Origin of the sequence: Rhizobium sp. BK196 (assembly GCF_014193255.1) — a bacterium.
Taxonomy (GTDB): domain Bacteria; phylum Pseudomonadota; class Alphaproteobacteria; order Rhizobiales; family Rhizobiaceae; genus Rhizobium.
Map to the genome: position 1 here is coordinate 278759 of NZ_JACHZB010000001.1, position 19345 is coordinate 298103.

Here is a 19345-nt window from a genome sequence, read left to right on the forward strand (position 1 = left end):
CGTCTACATACCCTCGGCTAGTTCTGTAGCCATTTGGCTGTCATGGCCACAGAGCCCGTTGTGCGTGTTTGAAAGCACCAAATCCCTCTTTGGATAAAAGGCCCGGCGTGCCTTTTTCGCGGCGAGACACGAGCGTTTTCCGGCCCCGGACAGTATCTCCTTTGCCACGCGCAGCCGGCACTCCAGACACCGATCGAAAGCAACGCCCCGTCTCCCCAAGTATACGCCCAAAGGAACGTCGCCGAATATCCGGCTATCTCAGAGATTAAATCGTGCCACTATTCGCCGGCGGCTGTATTGGCTGGCGGCGGCAGACTGAATACCCACGCCGTAAAGGGGACGCCGTAGAAGAAATCCGGACGAAACCAAGTACCAAGGAGCGATATCAATGCCTATTCCTCAATTATCCGACACGATCTATCTCCATAACCCTGACGCAGGCGACGCCAATGCCGGCAACGGCGGCGATGGCATCAATAATGGCAATATCGACTACAACCCGATTGCCTATGTGAACCCCGTGCAAACGGTTTACGGGGCAGATACCCATCTGCACAACGGCGATCACGTCTGGCAGGGGGCAGATTGGGACGCCGGCGGCGGTGGAGCCGGTGGCTTCAGCCAGGCCCAGAACGGCTTCCTGGCATCGCTCACCAGCGGCGCCGGCGGCGCAGGCGGAGCGGCTCACTCCAACGGCGACCAAGGAAATACGAGCGGCGGCGACACGGCGACCGTGAATGCGGGTACGACCGCAACACAATATACGCAGCTGATGGCCGATCAGCATGCCACCATCCTGGCAGGCGTCGGCGGCAACGGCGGCAACGGGAACAACGCGCTCGGCGGCGATATCTCCTCAGCCGTGGTTCACACCAATCCCGAAACGACGACCGTGAACAATGCGCTCGATCATTTCATAAACGCCTTTGGTCATATCGACGTCAGCCATCTCGGCTCATGAATTCAACCCCTGAGGGTCGCCGGTTTCGGCTGGCGACCCTCCACTATTGCCGACCCTGCAAGCAGCCTCTTCTTGTCAGTATCGAATGCAGCGAGATCTGATAATGGCAACGATTTCGATAAAGCCATCGCGCCCGCAGACACATCTCGTTGTCGCGCTGCGAGCCTGTGCCGGGGCCTTCGGGTTGGTCTTCCTCTATAGCTGCGGCTACAATCTCTTTCTTCTGGCGCCTTCCGTCTATCTCCTGCAGATCTATGACAGGGTCCTGTCGAGCCGAAGCGCCGACACGCTGCTGATGCTGACGATGATCATCGCCGTCGCCGTGCTGGTCGGGTCCATGCTTGACATCGTGCGCAGGGCCGCTCTTTCGCGCATCGGCAGCTGGCTGGACCACAGGCTGCGGCCCATGGTGCTGACGGCATCTTTCGAATATGCCACGCTTGCCGATACCGGATCGGCCACGGAGTGCTACCGCGACCTGGCCTCATTGCGCCAGTTCCTCGATTCACCGGCGAGCTCCCTTTTCTTCGACGTTCCCTGGGCGCCGGTATTCCTGCTCCTGCTCTTTCTCGTTCATCCGCTGCTCGGGACCATCGGTCTCTTGAGCGCAGTTGCGCTTCTCCTGTTTGCGTTCCTGACGGAAGTGGCGACGAAAGAGCCGCTGACCCAGGCCAATTTCGCCCTTTCGAGCAGCTATCTGCGATTTGCGACCGCCCTCAAGAACATCGAGGTGATCAGGGCGATGGGCATGCAGGATGGCGCTGCACAGATCGTCTATCGCGATGCGGAAATGGCAAGAAAGGCACAGGACGTCGCGATGCATCGCACGGAGATCATTCTCGGTTTCTCCAAATCGATCCGCACGCTGGCGCAGATCCTCATGATGGGATCGGCGACATGGCTGGTGCTCGTCAACAGCGGCAGTCCCGGGATCATCTTCGTTTCGAGCCTGCTGCTCGGGCGCGGGCTTGCGCCGATCGAGGGCGCAATCGGTGCCTGGCGCTCCCTTACCTTTGCGCGCAGCGCCTTCAATCGCCTGAACAGAATGCTGATAACAGTCGCCTCGCAACATGACGGGCGAATGGTGCCGATGCCGGAACCCAATGGCCTCATTCTCGATAATGTCGGCTATATCGTCCCATTCGCCAACCGGCCGATATTGAGCGGCATCACATTGCGCCTGGCACCCGGCGATTGCGTCGCGCTCATCGGTCCGTCGGGGTCGGGGAAATCGACACTCGGTCGCATCATCGCCGGCGTCGTGCCGGCAACGAGCGGGTGTGTTCTTCTCGGCGGGGTGGATATCTCGGCCTTGCGCCTTTGCGGGGGGACCCGCCATGTCGGATACCTGCCGCAGGATATCGAACTCTTCGGCGGGGCGATCAAGGATGTGATCGGTCGGCTGGACGGAGGAGATCCCGGCAAGGCGATCGACGCTGCCAAGCTGGTTGGATTGCACGAAGCGATCATGCGGCTGCCCCGCGGCTATGAGACCGATATCGGCGAAGGGGGAAACCTGCTCCTTCGCGCTCAGCGCCAGCAGCTGGGGCTGGCCCGCGCAGCCTACGGAAATCCATCTCTCATCGTTCTCGACGATCCGAATTCGAGCCTGGATTATGACGGCGAACGCATGCTGTTTAAGGCAATCGAGCGCATGAAGGCCAGGGGCATGACCATCGTCATCATAACGCACCGGATGGGGATCCTGCCGGTCACCAACAAGATTGCCATCATGCGCGACGGCATGCTGGCTGCCTTCGGCGACAGCGACCGAATTTACGACACCTATCTTCAACCGCCGTCTCGAACGGGAACATAGGGAAGGACGCTGCCGTGACCCTTGTTCAACTGGACGCAAAGCCGGCGAAATCGTCGAACTGGTCAAGGACGGTCCAGCGCTTCGCCCGGCGCTCGACGGCGAGAGCCGAACGGCAGACGGCTTATTTCCCGGTCATCGATCCGAAACAGCGCGGCCCTGCGCCCCCCTCGCCCATGCCGGGGCTCAGGAGCGTTGTTCGGACCGGCAACCTGCTGATCCTGGTCTTCATCGTGGGATTGGGGATCTGGTCGGCCATAGCGCCGCTGAAAAGCGCTGCGGTCGCATCGGGCGTTATCGAACCGGAAACCAGCCGCAAGACCATTCAGCATCTGGAAGGCGGGATTATCAGGCGGATCCTCGTCAGAAACGGCGATACGGTCATGGGCGGGCAGATCGTGATAGAGCTCGACGATACCAAGTCCCGCGCCGAGCGCGACAGCATTCAGGGGCAGCTTTGGGACGCCGAGGGAAGCCGCGCCCGCCTGCTTGCGGAGCAGACGGGCAGCGACCACATTGCCTATCCCGGAGATCTCAGGGCGGCGATGGAGAGATATCCCTCGGTCGGCGCCATTCTGACCGGGCAACAGAAAATATTCGAAGCCCGCCGCCGGGTCATGCAGGCGGAAATCCAGATCGCCAACGAAAAGATCGCGCAGGTGCGGCAGGAAATTGCCGGACTGGGCGCGCAGAAGGCAGCACTCGCCGACAGAGCCGCAATCTCCAGCCAGGAACTGGATCAGGTTAGCGCCCTCAACGCCAAGGGACTGGAGAAGAAGAGCAGGCTTCTCAACCTCCAGCGGGAAAAGGCCGATCTCGACGGCCAGCAGGGTCAGGTAGAGGCGCAGATCTCCCGCGCCTACCAGGTGATCAGCGAGGCACAGGCCGATCTCGCAAAGCTCGAGAGCGACCGGTTGAGCGAAGTCGCCCAAGGCATGCGCGATACGGAAGGCCGGATCATGCAGCTGCGCGAGCGCCTGCGGGCGATCGACGACCAGGTTTCAAGGACCGATATCCGTGCTCCAGAAGACGGAACGATCATGAACCTGCGCGTCCACACGGCCGGCGGGGTGATCGGCGCGGGCGAACCGCTGGTCGATCTCCTGCCGCGCGCCGATCGCCTTATCGTCTCTGCCCATGTCAGGCCTGAGGACATGAACCTCGTCCGTGCCGGGCTCGAAGCGCAGGTCCACCTCCTGCCATACAATCAGCGGCGCGTTCCGCTCCTCAAAGGTCGCGTCGAATATGTATCGGCCGACCGTCTCACCGATACGCAGACCGGCCAGCCCTATTTTGCCGCGACGATCCGTGTCACCGACGAGCGGCTGGCGAAAATGAGGGATGTCGAACTGGTCGCGGGCATGCCCGCGCAGATACTGATCGAAACGGGCCAAACCAGCGTGGCGCTTTATGCCGTCAGACCACTCCTCGACAGTTTCAACAGAGCATTTCGCGAGGACTGACCGTGTGATGGGCAAGAGAAAATTCGACGACGACCAGATTACGGGCATTCTCAGGGAACACCAGGCCGGCGTGACGGTGGCCGATGTCTGCCACAGGTACGGTATCAGCGAGCCGACATTCTATCGGTGGCAATCCCTGCAGTCGGGAAATGTCGGTCTCTCTGCCAAAAAGGTGAGAGCGCTGGAGGAAGAGAACCAGAAGCTCAAGAAGCTGCTGGCCGAAGCCATGCTCTCTGCCGCAACGCTGAGCGAGATGCTGGCGAAGACCTCGAAAGGGTGAAGCTGACTTCCGGATGGAGGTGGCTTGGTGGCGGCCGGCGGCTGCGGTCCTGATCTTGCGCCCTTTGTGCAGCTCGGTGAAGCCCCTCCCCAACCCCTCCCCACAGGTTTGAGGGGCTAACCTGCGGCACCGGCTCATCCCTCATGAACGTCGAAGATTTGAAAAGCGGCTTCAGCACCTTAAGCCCCTGCCGCTTGTGGGATCGTAGGCACCATTTTTTGCGCTCGTAAGCTGGCAGTCGAGCGCCTTACGGCTCTTGAAAAACCCAACTTGTTGGGTTATTTTGGAGCATGGTCACCGTTCTCCGCGAAGCAGGAATGCGATTTGTCATTTATACGGATGACCACGAACCGGCGCACACCCATGTCTATGGAGATGGGGAAGCCCGCATCAATATCCTTGATCTCACGGTGTTATCGAACCGGGGAATGAAGAAGCGGGATTTGGGCATCGCCCTTGCCATTGTCCAGGCGAACAGGCGCCTGTTCATCGAGAAATGGGAGAGCATCCATGGGTGAAGTTACCTTTGAAGATCGCCACTACCAAGACGCTACCCTGAAGGGGGAGGCGGAACGCGCCCGCGCGCCGATCCCGGCATCAGTCCGTTTCGATGAAGCATCCGGCCGCATTGTTGTGGATTTCACCAACGGCGCCGCGTTCATGGTGCCTGCCCGATCGATCCAGGGCCTGGAAAATGCCACCGTTGCGCAGTTGGCGGAAGTCGAGCTTCTCGGTGAGACCGGACTGCACTGGGAAAGCCTGGACGTCGATTTTACCATCGCCGGACTGATGAAAGGCCTCTTCGGGACCGCGAAGTTCATGGACGCGCAACGCCGAGGCGGCCAATCCCGATCAGCCGCAAAGGTCGAGGCAAGCCGTGCCAACGGTGCCAAGGGCGGACGCCCCCGGAAGAACGGCTAGGCGCTTGCAGATGGCTGGGCCAAACCCGCGAGCCCGAAGGATCGGCCGAACCAGCTCTTAGCCGGTCTAGCGGCTGATCCCGAAACTGTCGCATAACACCGTCACCGGCAAACCGCCTTCCAGGTAGGCCGCTAGAAAACGCATCCGCTCATCCATCGCACAGGTCTCTTTCCACGGCATCGGCAAAGCCCTCCTTTGCCGAGCACAAAACCTATCAATCATGTCGTCAGCCTATACTGTCCAGTATGTAGCCGGTTTGGACCCATCAAAGCCCCTCCCCAACCCCTCCCCACAAGCGGGAGGGGCTAACCTGCGGCACGCCTCACCCCTCATGAACGTCGAAGATTTGCAAAGCGGCTTCAGCACGTTAAGCCCCTCCCGCTTGTGGGGTTGGAAGTGTTTTTGTCTCCGCTTGCTGATTTTGCGTATCCGACCTCAGATGATAGAGGCAGCTGCAAACGCTTTCAGCAATCCCAGCCCCTCGGGCCAGTTCTCCAGGCCGCTCTGCCCGTTGATATGGCCGAAGGCGCCAACGACTTCGAGCCCGCTTCCCCATTGAGCCGCCCTCTCCCGGGCATAGGGGAGCGAGCCATAGGGATCGTCGGTGCTTGCCACGATCAGGGATGGAAAACGAAACCGTTCCTGCGGCACGGCCGCAAAGCCCGCCGCCTGTGCGGGGAACGCCGCAGAGGTTGGATCGGGCACGGCCACCAGAAACGCGCCCCTGGCCGGCGCCTCCGATAGTCTTTGCCAATGCGCGACCAGCAGGCATGCGAGACTATGGGCGACCAGAATGGGCGCGGTTTTCGCAGATCGCACGGCCCGTTCCAGCGCCGTGGTCCAGTCGGAAAGATCAGGCTCGTCCCAGCTTGCCGGCGAGAAGCGCCGGATGGACGTGTCGGCCTCCTCCCAGCGCGTTTGCCAATGGGCGTTTCCGGAGTTGCCGATACCCGGCAGATGAATGAATTCGGTCACCGCTTCACCTCTTCGTCGCGTCCTGGCCATTCTGGCTGTTTACAGCCGCGGACGGAATTGGCATTCATCGGAAAAGAGAAGCGAAAACCGATGGATTCAAGGCAGATGGCAAAAGTTCCCGATAGTCGCGCAGCGCTTGATCCGACCGATATCGCCATGATCGAAATTCTTCAGGACGACGGACGGATCAGCGTCTCGGAACTCGGCAGAAATGTCGGCCTCTCCCAGCCCGCAGCCTCGGAGCGGCTCAAGCGACTTGAGGAGCGCGGCATCGTCACAGGCTACCGGGCGGTCATCGACCCTGCCTCCCTCGGGTTTGGAATGATGGCGGTGATCCGTCTGCGCACGACGCATGAACACATTAAACCGTGTCTGAAGCAGTTTTCCGAGATGCCTGAAATCATCGAGGTTTTGCGGCTAACGGGCGAGGATTGTTTCCACCTTAAAGTCATCGTGCCGTCGCCGGCCGACCTCGAAAGCATCGTCGATTCGATTGCCCGCTACGGTCCCGTCACCACGGCGATCGTCTTGCGCAGCGAACGCCCGAAACCCATCGGTCGCGATCTGATCGCGGAACGTTAGCGCCGATCGACGGCTTCGCGATATCCCGCGAGCGCGGGAAACCCATGGCGCGCAAATGTCACCGCCCGCGCCGCATAAAAAAGGGCTTCATCGCTGAAGCCCATTTCGCTTGCATATGTCGGCTTGGACCGATCTTTGTTACGCCCCCTCTCCTTCCTCATCTCCGTGTTCCCGGCCCAGCCCGGGTTATTTCACGGAGATCCAGCGCGCCCGCTCCCCTCAGGCGCAATGACCCCCTACGCAGTACATGCGGGCCACGCATCGCGCCGAGGCGTGATGCCTGGATTCCTGTGATTTCCTTCGCGCCAGCACGCGGGCACAGGAATGAGGAAGGAAAGGGAATGCGCCCCTTGATGATGGCAAGAAGTCACCATCGCCGGGCCGCATTTCCAATGCTGCATTTGGAAAAAGGGCTTCGACCCTGAAGCCCTTCCCCGGTTCAGGATGCCGGATCAGCCGGGCTTGTGTCCGCCCTTGCCAGAGCCGCCATTGCCGGAGCTGCCGCTGCCGGAACCGCCATTGCCGCCACCGTTGTCGGAGCCACCGTTATTGCCGCCGCTGCCCGAGCCGCCGTTGCCGCCACCGTTGTCGGAGCCGCCGCTGTTGCCGCTGCTGCCGGAACCGCCGTTGCCGCCGCCGTTGTCGGAGCCGCCGCTGTTGCCGCTGCTGCCGGAGCCGCCGTTGCCGCCACCGTTGTCCGAGCCGCCGCTATTGCCGCTGCTGCCGGAACCGCCGTTGCCGCCGCCATTGTCGGAGCCGCCGCCATTGCCGCCACTGCCCGATCCGCCGTTGCCGCCGCCGTTGTTGGAGCCACCGCTATTGCCGCTGCTGCCGGAACCGCCGTTGCCGCCGCCGTTGTCGGAGCCACCGCTATTGCCGCTGCTGCCGGAACCGCCGTTGCCGCCGCCGTTGTCGGAGCCACCGCTATTGCCGCCACTGCCCGATCCGCCGTTGCCGCCGCCGTTGTTGGAGCCGCCGCCATTGCCGCCGCTACCCGATCCGCCGTTGCCGCCGCCGTTGTTGGAGCCGCCGCTGTTCGAGCTGTTGCCGCCCTTGTTCGAGCCTTCCTTACCGCCCTTGCCCGGATGGTCGTTGCGCTGGCCCCAGCCCTGACCGCCGTTGTCGCCGTGGCCCTTATCGCCACCATCGCCATGGTGACCGTTGTCGCCGTGATGACCGTTATTGCCGTGGTGGCCGTTATTGCCGTGGTGGCCGTTGTCGCCGTGGTGACCATGATCGCCATGATGGCCGTGGCCATTGCCGCCATGATCGCCGCCGGGGCCGTCGCCATCACCAGGGCCAGAACCACCGGTGTTGCCCGATCCACCGGTGTTGCCGGAGCCGCCAGTGTTGCCAGAGCCGCCGGTGTTGCCAGAGCCGCCGGTGTCGCCCGAACCGCCAGTGTTGCCAGAGCCGCCGATATTGCCCGAACCGCCGCTATTGCCATCATTGCCGCCGGTGTTCTGACCGCCGGTAGAGCCCTGGTTCGACGCCTGTTTGCCAGAATCGGAGCGGTTAGAGCCGGATCGGTTAGAGCCGAAGCGGTTGCCGCTGCTGTCGTTGTTGACCGTGCGGCTGTCATTGTCGGTGCGGATGGATTTCGTCGGCAGGCACAGGCGGGCCTCGATCGTTCCAGGCGCGGCCTTGGCACAGTTGACGACTGCCGGCGCGGCCATCGCGAGGCTGCTGCTGGCCAGAAGGTAAGCAACGGCGACGCTATACTTCGCTGCTTTGCTGATCATCTTTTTTCTCCCTAGGTTAACAACCCGTTAACTGGGAGAATGTTTATATTAGCGATCCGTTAATTCCAAGAATAAACGGCGGATTACGGCACAGCTTCTTAACCTATAGTTAATTATGCAAGTAATAAATTTTATTAAAAGTTTTACTGTAAACCATGTTACCTTCCCCACGCATAATAGAGGGGTGATTCATGCGGCGGCTTTTCTGTGTTGCTTCCCTTGTGTTCTTTTCCGTGCAATTTCAAGCACTTGCCGGGCAGCCTCTGCCGGTCGGCAGGAGCATCGGCGCGCCGGTGGGCTTCGCCTCCGCCTGCGCCAGCTATCGCTGGCTTTGCCACGGGACGGCTGTTCAGGCCCGCACCCGCGGGCCGGCCGATGAGGCGGGCATGCCGCTTCTGCGCAGGGTCACCCGCGCCGTGAACCTCTCCGTCCGCTCGGTGGAGGACCGCTCCGCTGACGACTGGACCCTGCCCGTCGGCGGCCGGGGCGACTGCGAGGATTATGCCCTGCAGAAGATGAAGGACCTGATCGACGCCGGATTCCCGGCAAACCGCCTGGCGCTCTCGGTGGTAATCGGCCCGCATGACGAAAACCACGTCGTGCTGATCGCCCGCCTGGACGACGGCGATTACGTGCTCGACAATCTCAACAACGGGGTAAGACCCTGGCGAGCCACGCCCTATACGTTTCTGGCGACGCAGGATTTCCGCGCCCGCTCAACATGGCGCGTGACGCTGGCCGGACCGCGGGCGAATGAGTTTTCTTGATCGGCTGGGGGCGTAATTATTGACGCCGAGTGCTCGGGTATACAGGACGCAGACGTTTAATACCTGAGAACCGCGTCTCACGCCCCATGATTCCCGTCCGCCACCTTTGCGGATCGCGCCGCCACCCTAGTTCTCTCCCGGTCATCCCTTGGAAACCCGGTTCCAACAGGCGTTTCCAGATCGCAACCACAAGAGGAGGGTTTCCCCGTGGGCGTCTTCGACCGCATCAAGAACGCGATTTTCGGCAAAGCGCAGGCAGCACCTGTTCAAGAACCCGCATCCGCAGCCCCGCAGGCCTCCACTGCGCCCGCTGCATCCCCCGCGCCGGCGACGAAATCCGCGCCGGTGACCGAACCCGCAACCGGCGCGCCGCCGCCGGCCCAATCGAACCCCGCTCAGGCAAGCCCCACCCAGGTAAGCAGTGCCGATATCGAGCAGATCCTCAACGCGGCCGTCAAGAAATCCGGCCAAAAGCTTGACTGGCGCCATTCGATCGTCGACCTCATGAAGGCGCTCGGAATGGATGCCAGCATGGCCGAACGCAAGGAGCTGGCCGCCGAGCTCGGTTACACCGGCGATACCAATGACAGCGCGAAGATGAACACCTTCCTCCACAAGGCGCTCATGAAGAAACTGTCGGAAAACGGCGGCAAGGTGCCGGCCGATCTTCTGGATTGAGTGACGGCTGAAGCGGCTAGGTAAAACCGAACGCTTTGCGCGCCGTCAAACAGGCGTCGTCGCCGGGCAGGCATGCGCGGCAGACATCCGGCCTGATGTCGTAGACCATGCACGCGACATGCGAACCGACCGTGCCTGAGAGCGCACAGCAACGGTCTCCGTCCCAGCGCATGCCTGTCTGGTCTGCCGAAACGAAATGCGCCGGCAGCAGATCGAGGTCGGCGTCGCTCTCGGTCGAAAATCGCGGCCATTCGCTCGAATAGGAACAGCACGCGCCGCAGGCCTGGCAGTCTAGGTCTGTTGATAGGGTCATGGGTGGCTCTTAGCACTGTAGCTGCCAAGGATGCAAAGCCGCACCTGAAACGCCGCGCGCAATCTTTGCCGCCAGCCTGCGGCAGGGGAAGGATTGCTGGCCTCCCCAGGTGGAGTTGCTTGAGGAAATCTTACCTTTGGTTGGAATCTTTCGGCTGGCGAGAACTTATTCTTTGTCTCGTGCGTTTGATGTCTCCTTGTCTCGGCAATAACCGGTCCTATTTTTTGAAACCCGGAGGAAGCATGGACGAAACTTTAAGAACGAAGGCGAGAACCGGCATCGCCGGCCTGGACGACATCCTTGCCGGCGGCTTCACACGCAATCACGTATTTCTCCTCGAAGGGTCTCCGGGGACGGGCAAGACGACAATCGCGCTGCAGTTTCTCGTGGAAGGTGCCGCCCTTGGCGAGCGCTGCCTCTACATCAGCCTTTCCGAAACCAGGGAGGAATTATACGAAAGCGCCAGGTCGCACGGCATGGAGATTGGCGAGGAGATCGAGATTTTCGAACTCGTGCCGCCCGAGAGCCTGCTCGATGCCGACCAGCAGCAGAGCCTGCTCTACTCCTCCGATCTCGAACTCGGCGAAACGACGAAGCTGATCTTCGAATCCTTCGAGCGCGTCAGGCCGCAGCGGGTCGTCATCGACAGCCTTTCGGAGATCAGGCTCCTGGCGCAAAGTTCGCTGCGCTATCGCCGGCAGATCCTCGCGCTCAAGCACTTCTTTTCCGGCTCCGATGCGACCGTTCTGCTGCTCGACGACATGACCTCGGACAATCTGGACAAGACCGTCCATAGCGTCGTGCACGGTGTCATCCATCTCGAGCAGCTGGCGCGCAATTACGGGCCTGAGCGCCGGAGGCTGCGGGTCCTCAAATATCGCGGCCAGGCCTTCCGCGGCGGCTATCACGATTTCATCATCAAGACCGGCGGTGTCGCCGTCTTCCCGCGCCTGCGCGCCATCGAGCACAAGACAAGCTTTGCGCGCACGATACTGAAGAGCGGCATCAGGGAGTTCGACCAGCTTCTCGGCGGCGGTATCGAACGTGGATCGAGCACGCTCTTGATCGGACCGGCGGGCACGGGCAAGACCCTGTTTGCGCTGCAGTTCGTCGATGCGGCCGTCAAGCGCGGCGAAAGGGCCGCGATATTCATCTTCGACGAGGAGCTCGGCCTGCTGTTCGCCCGTACGAAGCCGATGGGCCTCGATCTCCAGAAGATGAGCGACGATGGAATGATCCACATCGAACAACTGGATGCCGCCGAACTGTCGCCCGGCGAATTTGCCCAGCGCGTCAGGGAGCGGGTGGCAGACTACGATGCCAAGACCGTCGTCCTTGACAGCGTCAACGGCTACCACGAAGCGATGCCGGAAGAAAACGCCCTCATCCTGCATATGCACGAGCTGCTGCAATATCTGAACCGGCAGGGCGCCAACACTTTCCTGACCGTTGCCCAGCACGGCCTCGTCGGCGATATGAAATCGCCCGTCGATGTGACCTATCTCGCCGATACGGTGATCCTGCTTCGGTATTTCGAAGCCCACGGCATGGTCCGCCGGGCCGTGTCCGTCATCAAGAAGCGGACCGGCAAACACGAGGAAACCATCCGCGAATACAAGATCACCGATGACGGCCTGACCCTCGGCCAGCCGCTCACCGGCTTCCAGGGCATCCTTCGGGGCGTCCCGACGCTCGTCAATGACAGTAAGCCGTTGCTGCTGCAAAACGAACGCGAGGATGGCGACCATTCCTAACCGTGATGCCATTGCCCTGGTCCATGCGCCGCTCGGGCGCGATGCGCAGATCGCGGTCGCGCTTCTGCGGGAAGCGGGCATTCCCTCGCGGGCCGCACCCGACCTTGCCTCCTTTATCGCCTGCCTCGGCGACGACACTGCGCTTGCCATCATCACCGAGGAGGCGCTGCGCGATGCCGACCTTCGGGCGCTCTCGGCATGGATCGAGGCGCAGCCGAGCTGGTCCGACCTGCCCTTCATCATCCTCACCAATCGCGGCGGCGGCCCGGAGCGCAATCCAGCCGCCGCAAGGCTGTTGGAGGTGCTCGGCAATGTCAGCTTCGTCGAACGCCCGTTCCATGCCACGACCTTCATCAGCGTCGTGCGCTCGGCCCTGCGCGGGCGCAGGCGCCAATATGAAGCCCGGCTGCGCATGGAGGCGCTGGACGAAGGCGAACGCCGCTTGCAGACGGCGCTTGCCGCCGGTCGTCTCGGCGCCTGGGAGCTCGATCTCGCCACCGATATGCTGACGGCCTCGGCCACCTGCAAGGCCATTTTCGGCCACGGCCCCGACGAGGATTTCACCTATCGCGACCTGGTAAAGGCGATCCACCCCGACGACCGCGCCCGGGTGCTGGCCACCTTGCAGAACAGCGTGGAGACGGGATCGGATTATTCCATCGAATACCGGACGGTCTGGAAGGACGGCACCGTCCACTGGGCCGAACTCCGCGCCCAGCTTCACCGCGATCGCGCCGGCCGAGGGATAAGGCTCGTCGGCGTCTCGGCGGATATCACCGCCCGGCTGGAGGCCGAGGAACATCAGCGGCGGCTCAACGAGATCCTGGAGGAACGGGTGGCCGAGCGCACCCGCGAACTCGAACAGGCCCATGCGACGATGATGGCGGAAGTCAGCCAGCGCGAGCGGGCCGAGGAACAGCTGCGCCAGGCCCAGAAGATGGAGGCGATCGGCCAGCTGACGGGCGGCGTGGCGCATGACTTCAACAACCTGCTGATGGCCGTGCTCGGCAATCTGGAACTGCTGCGCAAGCATGTCGGCGACAATGGCAAGGCGATCCGCCTGATCGAAGGCGCATTGCAGGGCGCCCGGCGCGGCGCATCGCTGACCCAGCGGCTGCTGGCATTCGCGCGCCGGCAGGACCTTCAGATCGGGCCCGTCGACATGACCGGCCTCGTCGCGGGAATGGCCGACCTTCTGCAACGCTCCGTCGGCTCCACCGTGACGATCGAAACCGTGATTCCCGAGGAGCTTCCGCCGGTTTCGGCCGATGTCAACCAGATCGAACTGGCGCTTCTCAATCTCGCCGTCAACGCCCGCGACGCCATGCCCGCTGGCGGCACCATCCGCATAGAGCTGAAGCAGGCCCGCCAGCCTGTCGCCAGCGACGAACTCGCGGCCGGCGATTATGTCGTCCTTTCCGTCGCCGATCAGGGACACGGCATGGACAAGGAGACGCTGCAAAAGGCGATCGAGCCGTTCTTTTCGACCAAGGAACTGGGCAAGGGCACCGGGCTTGGCCTGTCGATGATCCACGGCCTGGCGCTGCAGCTGAACGGCGACCTGAAGCTTGCAAGCGAGCCTGGCAAGGGCACGACGGCGGAGCTGTGGATACCGGTTTCGACCGCGCCCGCTGCCGAGCCGGAGCCCGCCGAAGCGCCGGCGGAGAATGCGGGACCGGCATCCGGCCCGAAACGCATCCTGCTCGTCGACGACGACGTGCTGATCGCCATGAGTTCGGCCGATATGCTGGCGGATCTCGGGCATGAGGTGGTGGAAGCCCATTCCGGCAAGGAAGCGCTCGACTGCCTCGGCCACGACACAGCCTTCGACCTGATGATCACCGATTACGCGATGCCCGGAATGACCGGCGGCGAACTCGCCAGGGCCGCCCGCCAGATCGCCCCGCGCTTGCCCATCCTGATCGCCTCCGGCTATGCCGAACTGCCGCCGGGCCTCGACCTCGATGTCGCAAGGCTCGCAAAACCCTATACTCAGGATCAGCTGGCCCAGCAGATCGGCAAGCTGATGATATCGGGATAGCGCATCTTCCAGCCGAGGAAGGCCATGCCATGCATCCTTTTTCCGCCTCGAACGTTTGAACTGCGTCAGCGAAAGAGGAGACCGAAATGGCGAGCACGACAGGCAGGGACGCCATCGAAGGCATGGACGAACTCAGAGACGCGAGCGAGCCCATGCCAGCCCCCGAACGTGAAAAAACCTCCGAACAGGAAAAAGCCGATCAGCACGCGAAGGCTGAGGGTTTTGCGAGTGAGGCGGCCTATGAAGACTATCTGCATGCGGTCGCCGAGGATGCGCCGATCGAGGAGGTCGTCGTCGACATTGAGCGCGCCGCCGCGCGCGAGGAGCTTGAGCGGCAGATCGAGGATGTCCGCTACGAAATCGGCAACCTGCGCGCCCGGCTGCATAATATCCGCCATCAGGCGGGCAGCGTCGTGGAAGAAAACATTCGCTGGGCGGATGCGAGCGCCCATGCGCAGCTTGGGGACTATCCCTGGCTGAAGCTCTCGGGCGCCATGCTGCTGGCCTTCTTTACCGGCAAGGCCCTGCAGCGCCTGCCCTTCGGTTCGCTGATGACGGCGGCCGCACCGCTGCTGATTGCTGCTGCGCGGGAGAGAAGCAGGTAGCGGAAGGGCTGTTCCTGTTCTCTCCAGCTTCGGGCGCAAACCTCACACGCATGCCGCGTCGGAACCCAGGGGTCGGCGCCTCGCCCAAAAGCAGCGCTCTATGTCTTTATCGGCAACCTCACCGCCGCTCGCTCCCCGCCTCGTCGGCCGTGCGCGCGATGAACCGTTTGGAGACCAGCCAGCAGCCGAGCGCCCAGAGCGAGCCGGCGACCCAGCCGGCGAGCACGTCGGTCGGATAATGGACGCCGAGATAGATGCGGCTGAGGCCGATGATGACGGCGAGGAAGATGCCAGCCCCCATGACGAAGATGCGCGTGGCGCGGTATTTCTGGGTGCGCGCCAGAAGCACGCCGAGCGTGAGATAGGTGACGGCGGACACCATCGCATGGCCGCTCGGGAAACTGTGATCGCCGACATCGACGAGATGCGGAACGATGTCAGGCCTTGCGCGGGCGACAAGAAGCTTGAGCCCCGTGCTCGCCAGCCAGCCGCTGAAGACCGAGAAGAACAGGAAGACGGCGATCACAGTCCTGCGGTCGAGCAGCAGATAGACGGTCGCAAGCAGCGTCAGCAGCGCCAGCACGGTCACCCCTCCGAGGCTGGTGATATCGCCCACCGCATGAGCGAACCATTGCGGGCCGATCGGCTGGCCGAGATCGCCGGGCTGGCGCAGCCACAACAGGACCGCCTGGTCGAAATTCAGCGTCTCGCCCTCCAGCACCTCGCTCGTCAGCCGCTGCAGCAGGAAAAGCCCGCCGGCAAGGCAGGCGAAGGTGATGAGCGTCATCGGCTCATACTGGTTCAGCCAGGTCTTGATACGGTTCATTCTGCTCCTGTCGAATATTTGGTTTCCGGGAGAGCCTCGGCTCGCTGACTTCATCAACTGTGTGCAGCACTTTGGTTTTGCAAGGGGCTCCTCATCTCGGATCCCGCCCTGATATCGCGCACGCCGCGGCCGAACCGCTGGCGCCGTGCAGCCGCTCGGGCTGCTGATGCAGGGGAAATAACTGCGTTGTGCAACCTCCAAAGCACCTCCCCAACCCCTCCCCAACAAGCCCCGTCAAAGCCTGATGGCGGTCTCCTCTTTCGCCGTGCGGATGACGATCATGGTGAAATAGCGGGCAACGTTGTTTTCGTCGCGGAAAAGGCGTTCGCTGAGGGCGTCGAATTCCTCCATGTCGCGCAGGCGCAGCATCAGCACGACATCGGTCTCACCGGTGACGGAATAGGCCTGCGAGACCGCCTCTTCGGCAACGGCGATGTCGAGAAAACGGCGCATATGCACCTCCCCATGCAGCTTCAGCTCCACGGTCACCAGCGCCTTGATACCACGTCCGGCCTTTGCCGGATTGAGGATCGCGACGATGCGGTCGATGACACCGGATTTGCGCAGCCGCTGCACGCGGCGCAGGCAGCTGGAGGGGGCCAGGCCCACCTCGTCGGCCAGATCGGCATTGGTGCGCGAAGCGTCGCGCTGCATCAGGTTCAGAAGCTTCCGGTCGATACGATCCATTATAGCAGCATAGCGGCAGGACACGTTTTTGCAATAAAATTGCAAACTGCTGCAATCTTTGACCGCAAATTCGAAGCGAACGGGTCTAGCAGATGGAGACATCGCAAAAGGGGTCTCAAATGCCGTTCCTGTCGTTCATCCGGCGCAACACCGCGCAAACACTTGGCATCTACTGGGTGCTTGTCCGCATCACAGTTCCGATCGCTATCATCACCGAACTCCTGTCGAGGATGGGAGCGGTCAAGGCGATCGCACCGGCCTTTGCACCCATCATGAACCTGGTCGGGCTTGCGCCGGAGCTGGGGCTCGCCTGGCTGACGGGCATGCTGGTCGGCATCTGGGGCGCCGTTCCGCTCGTCTTCACCCTCGTTCCCGTCTCCTCGCTCAGCGTTGCCGACGTCACGGTATTCTCGGCGCTCATTCTCTTCGCCCACGGCCTGCCGATCGAGCAGAAGATCATCCAGAAGGCAGGTCCGGGCATGATCGCGACGACCACGCTGCGCATCGCCGGCGGCCTGCTCTACGCCTTCATGCTGCACCATCTTCTCTCGGCGACGGACTGGCTGTCGGCGCCGGTCGCTCCTGTCTGGCTGCCGATGAGCGCAACGCCCGACTGGGCTGGCTATTTCAGGGGTCTTGCCGAGACCATGGCCTGGATGCTCGTCATCCTCGTCACCCTCTCCTGGGGCCTCGAAATCCTCAAGGCGACCGGGCTCATGGAATTGATGATGAAGGCTCTTTCGCCGGTGCTGCGTCTTGCCGGCATCAACGGCGAAGCCGGACATCTGACCGCTATCGGCCTGTTTCTCGGCATTTCCTACGGCGCCGGCTTGCTGATCCGCGAGGCGCAATCGGGCGCGGTATCGCCGCGCCAGATCTTTCTGTCCTGCGTGTTCATGGGCTTCGCACACAGCGTGATCGAGGATACGATTGTGGTGATGTCGCTCGGCGCAAATCTGCACGGCGTTCTGACCGGACGCCTCGTCTTTGCGGTTGCGGCCTGCGCAGCGATTGCGGTCCTGCTCCGCCGTCTGCCCGACAGGGCATTCTTTGCCCAGATGTTTCGGCTGAGAACTATGGAGGCCGAACGGTGATGAGCACCGGCTGGCCGCGGATTGCGACTGTGGGAAGATGGTTGCGTGGTGGCTCGGGCTTGAGTCTTGAGGACACTTCTCCGGCGCAGTTTCACCACCAAAGCGCAAAGCTCACTTGAGGCACCTGCGCCCACCCAAACTCTCCTCATCCCCTCCTCCTGCTAGCACGAGGATGTCACGGGGATCCAGCCTGCCCAAGGCCTTGGGCAGGCAAGACTTTTCGTTTTCGGCAAACAGGCAGTCATACACGGCGCGGACGCGCCGTGGCTGGATTCCTGTGACAGGCACAGGAATGAGGGAGGAAAAGGTGTGCCGCAACACACCTGGCGAAAGCGCGGCGCCCTCTCCTTCGAGAGCACCGCCCATCCATCACACCAGCGGCCCGCGGCCTACCGCAACCAGATCCTCCTCCTCGTCGCGCTGGCGCCCGCCGAGTGCGGCAGCCGCAGCGGCGATGAAGGCGCCGACGAGCAGTGAGAGCGAGCCGATCAAAGCCGAGGTCGCCGCAGCCTTGCGGGCCTTGTCGGCGGCAGCCTGCGCTGCGACCTTGGCGTCGTCGATCTGCTTCAGCACCGTATCGACCCTGGTGCGGGCATCGGCTTCGGAAAGCCCGGTGCGGGCCGAAACGATGCCGGCAATATAGGCCTTGTCGCCGTCAGGCACCGAGCCGTTCACGGCCCCCTGCAAGAGGATGCGGGAAATCTCGGCTGCGGCCGCGCCATTATCCGCGTTGGCACGGTCGGCGATGTTCTGCGGCCGCAGCAGCGCGTCGGTGAAATAGGCGGTGGGCATGCTTGGGCCAGTCGTATCCGTGTCCGAAGCCGAGGCTGCAGCAGCGCCTCCGGCCACACCGGCGGCCATGGCGGCCTGACCGGCGGCACTTGCCCCAGCGCCGGCAAGCGAGGTCAGCGACGACGCCAGGAAACCGGCGACGAAGACGGTGGCGAGCGCCCAGCTGAGGAAGCCATGCGCGGTATCGCGGAAGAAAACCTCATCCGTGTGGATTGCCGCCCATTTTGTCCTGAGCCGCCCGGTCAGATAGCCGCCGAACGCCGAGGACAGCCATTGCACGACGACCAGCCAGATCGCCGCGGTGACGCCGACGGTTGCCGCCGAACTGCTTTCGCCCGACCAGGGGGACACCATCGTCAGCCCCACGCCGGAACCCAGAAGCAGCAGGATGAGCGTGATGCCAGACGCCGCCACGGCGCCGCCGATGATCGGCCCCCAGGCAATGGCCGATTTTGACGATTCGACCGGCATCACATCCGTGCGTGCGCCGGGCGTAACCCGGTCTTCAGCAAGAGACATGGCAGCCTCCTATCGCATGAACAGAACGAGCAGGATGACGAGCGGCAACGGGATACCCAGAAGCCAGAGAAGAATACCGCGACCCATTTGAAAATCCTCCGTGAATTGAATGTGTTCGCGAGGATCGAACGCCGGCCGATGCTGTTTGTTCCGAGGCTGGGTGTGGCGCAATGCATGGCGCTATTCTCAGGCCTCGATGGAACCGGCGAGTCCACCCCGCGTTGCGCTTTCAGAGAAAGGAGCCTTCCATGCCTCGTAAGACAAAACCGCTCGTCGAAGTCGCCGCCAAGACTGAGGACGGCCGTGTGCCGCTCGGCATCATGAACACCAAGCAGGCCCTCGACCTGCCGGAAGAACTGGATGTCGAGATCTCCCATCCGGACAAGGAAGCCGGCGCCACCGATCACTTCATCGACAGGGACGAACTGCGCAAGGTCAGACGCAGACGAGGATAACGAGAGCACGGAGACGGCACGGCCATTACGTGCCGCCTGCCCCGCCACCGGCCGATATGCAGCTCCTGACGGAG

General features: G+C 62.5%; 20 protein-coding genes. 14 read left to right on the forward strand and 6 right to left on the reverse strand.

Annotated elements, in window-relative coordinates; genetic code table 11:
• Positions 1-388: 388 nt before the first annotated feature.
• The 6 genes from FHT78_RS01505 (at position 389) to FHT78_RS01530 (ending at position 5441) form a co-directional block, all read left to right on the forward strand.
• The gene (locus FHT78_RS01505) at positions 389-961 is read left to right on the forward strand and encodes a PE-PGRS family protein (protein WP_183739559.1); all 573 of its coding nucleotides are present in this window, start codon (positions 389-391) and stop codon (positions 959-961) included.
• A gap of 103 nt (positions 962-1064) precedes the next feature.
• On the forward strand, positions 1065-2780 hold the full coding sequence (locus tag FHT78_RS01510) for a type I secretion system permease/ATPase (RefSeq protein ID WP_183739562.1): 1716 nt from the start codon (positions 1065-1067) through the stop codon (positions 2778-2780).
• Positions 2781-2794: 14 nt separating this feature from the next.
• Positions 2795-4240, forward strand: coding sequence for an HlyD family type I secretion periplasmic adaptor subunit (locus FHT78_RS01515; RefSeq protein ID WP_183739565.1), 1446 nt, complete (start codon positions 2795-2797; stop codon positions 4238-4240).
• Between the two features lie 7 nt (positions 4241-4247).
• A complete protein-coding gene (locus FHT78_RS01520; RefSeq protein ID WP_183739568.1) occupies positions 4248-4520 on the forward strand; it encodes a transposase in 273 nt (90 codons plus the stop codon).
• A 290-nt stretch (positions 4521-4810) separates the two neighbouring features.
• Complete coding sequence (locus FHT78_RS01525; RefSeq protein WP_183739571.1) at positions 4811-5038, forward strand: DUF4160 domain-containing protein; 228 nt, start codon at positions 4811-4813, stop codon at positions 5036-5038.
• Complete coding sequence (locus FHT78_RS01530; protein WP_183739574.1) at positions 5031-5441, forward strand: DUF2442 domain-containing protein; 411 nt, start codon at positions 5031-5033, stop codon at positions 5439-5441. Before FHT78_RS01525 ends, FHT78_RS01530 begins: the two co-directional genes overlap by 8 nt.
• 435 nt (positions 5442-5876) lie before the next feature.
• On the opposite strand, the gene FHT78_RS01535 is transcribed toward FHT78_RS01530, so the two are convergent.
• On the reverse strand, positions 5877-6416 hold the full coding sequence (locus tag FHT78_RS01535) for an alpha/beta hydrolase (RefSeq protein ID WP_183739576.1): 540 nt from the start codon (positions 6414-6416) through the stop codon (positions 5877-5879).
• A gap of 105 nt (positions 6417-6521) precedes the next feature.
• Here FHT78_RS01535 and FHT78_RS01540 point away from each other — a divergent pair, with 105 nt between their 5' ends.
• Positions 6522-6998, forward strand: coding sequence for an Lrp/AsnC family transcriptional regulator (locus FHT78_RS01540; RefSeq protein WP_183739579.1), 477 nt, complete (start codon positions 6522-6524; stop codon positions 6996-6998).
• Positions 6999-7450: 452 nt separating this feature from the next.
• Here FHT78_RS01540 and FHT78_RS01545 read toward each other — a convergent pair whose 3' ends face one another.
• Positions 7451-8740 carry a hypothetical protein gene (locus FHT78_RS01545; protein WP_183739582.1) on the reverse strand — a complete coding sequence of 430 codons (1290 nt, stop codon included), beginning with the start codon at positions 8738-8740 and terminating at the stop codon, positions 7451-7453.
• Positions 8741-8931: 191 nt separating this feature from the next.
• Here FHT78_RS01545 and FHT78_RS01550 point away from each other — a divergent pair, with 191 nt between their 5' ends.
• The gene (locus tag FHT78_RS01550; protein WP_183739585.1) at positions 8932-9507 is read left to right on the forward strand and encodes a transglutaminase-like cysteine peptidase; all 576 of its coding nucleotides are present in this window, start codon (positions 8932-8934) and stop codon (positions 9505-9507) included.
• Between the two features lie 207 nt (positions 9508-9714).
• Complete coding sequence (locus FHT78_RS01555; protein ID WP_183739588.1) at positions 9715-10185, forward strand: DUF3597 domain-containing protein; 471 nt, start codon at positions 9715-9717, stop codon at positions 10183-10185.
• Between the two features lie 16 nt (positions 10186-10201).
• Here FHT78_RS01555 and FHT78_RS01560 read toward each other — a convergent pair whose 3' ends face one another.
• Positions 10202-10498, reverse strand: coding sequence for a YkgJ family cysteine cluster protein (locus FHT78_RS01560; protein ID WP_183739591.1), 297 nt, complete (start codon positions 10496-10498; stop codon positions 10202-10204).
• A 242-nt stretch (positions 10499-10740) separates the two neighbouring features.
• On the opposite strand from FHT78_RS01560, the gene FHT78_RS01565 reads away from it, so the two are divergent.
• From FHT78_RS01565 to FHT78_RS01575, 3 genes are all read left to right on the forward strand, one after another.
• On the forward strand, positions 10741-12252 hold the full coding sequence (locus tag FHT78_RS01565) for an ATPase domain-containing protein (protein WP_183739594.1): 1512 nt from the start codon (positions 10741-10743) through the stop codon (positions 12250-12252).
• On the forward strand, positions 12236-14293 hold the full coding sequence (locus FHT78_RS01570) for a hybrid sensor histidine kinase/response regulator (protein ID WP_183739597.1): 2058 nt from the start codon (positions 12236-12238) through the stop codon (positions 14291-14293). The genes FHT78_RS01565 and FHT78_RS01570 overlap by 17 nt, the downstream gene beginning before the upstream one ends.
• An 86-nt stretch (positions 14294-14379) precedes the next feature.
• Entirely contained in the window at positions 14380-14898 is a 519-nt protein-coding gene (locus tag FHT78_RS01575; RefSeq protein WP_183739600.1) for a hypothetical protein, read from the forward strand.
• A gap of 118 nt (positions 14899-15016) precedes the next feature.
• On the opposite strand, the gene FHT78_RS01580 is transcribed toward FHT78_RS01575, so the two are convergent.
• Together FHT78_RS01580 and FHT78_RS01585 are read right to left on the reverse strand one after the other, a co-directional pair.
• Positions 15017-15724, reverse strand: coding sequence for a phosphatase PAP2 family protein (locus FHT78_RS01580; RefSeq protein WP_183739603.1), 708 nt, complete (start codon positions 15722-15724; stop codon positions 15017-15019).
• A 234-nt stretch (positions 15725-15958) separates the two neighbouring features.
• Complete coding sequence (locus FHT78_RS01585; RefSeq protein ID WP_183739606.1) at positions 15959-16411, reverse strand: Lrp/AsnC family transcriptional regulator; 453 nt, start codon at positions 16409-16411, stop codon at positions 15959-15961.
• 119 nt (positions 16412-16530) lie between these two features.
• Between FHT78_RS01585 and FHT78_RS01590 the strand changes: the two genes are divergently transcribed.
• Complete coding sequence (locus FHT78_RS01590) at positions 16531-17505, forward strand: nucleoside recognition domain-containing protein (RefSeq protein ID WP_183739609.1); 975 nt, start codon at positions 16531-16533, stop codon at positions 17503-17505.
• Between the two features lie 369 nt (positions 17506-17874).
• Here the strand turns inward: FHT78_RS01590 and FHT78_RS01595 are convergent, their stop codons facing one another.
• Positions 17875-18816: a hypothetical protein gene (locus tag FHT78_RS01595; protein ID WP_183739611.1), complete on the reverse strand. Its 942-nt coding sequence runs from the start codon at positions 18814-18816 to the stop codon at positions 17875-17877.
• A gap of 248 nt (positions 18817-19064) precedes the next feature.
• On the opposite strand from FHT78_RS01595, the gene FHT78_RS01600 reads away from it, so the two are divergent.
• Positions 19065-19271: a hypothetical protein gene (locus FHT78_RS01600; protein WP_183739613.1), complete on the forward strand. Its 207-nt coding sequence runs from the start codon at positions 19065-19067 to the stop codon at positions 19269-19271.
• The last annotated feature ends 74 nt before the right edge of the window (positions 19272-19345 follow it).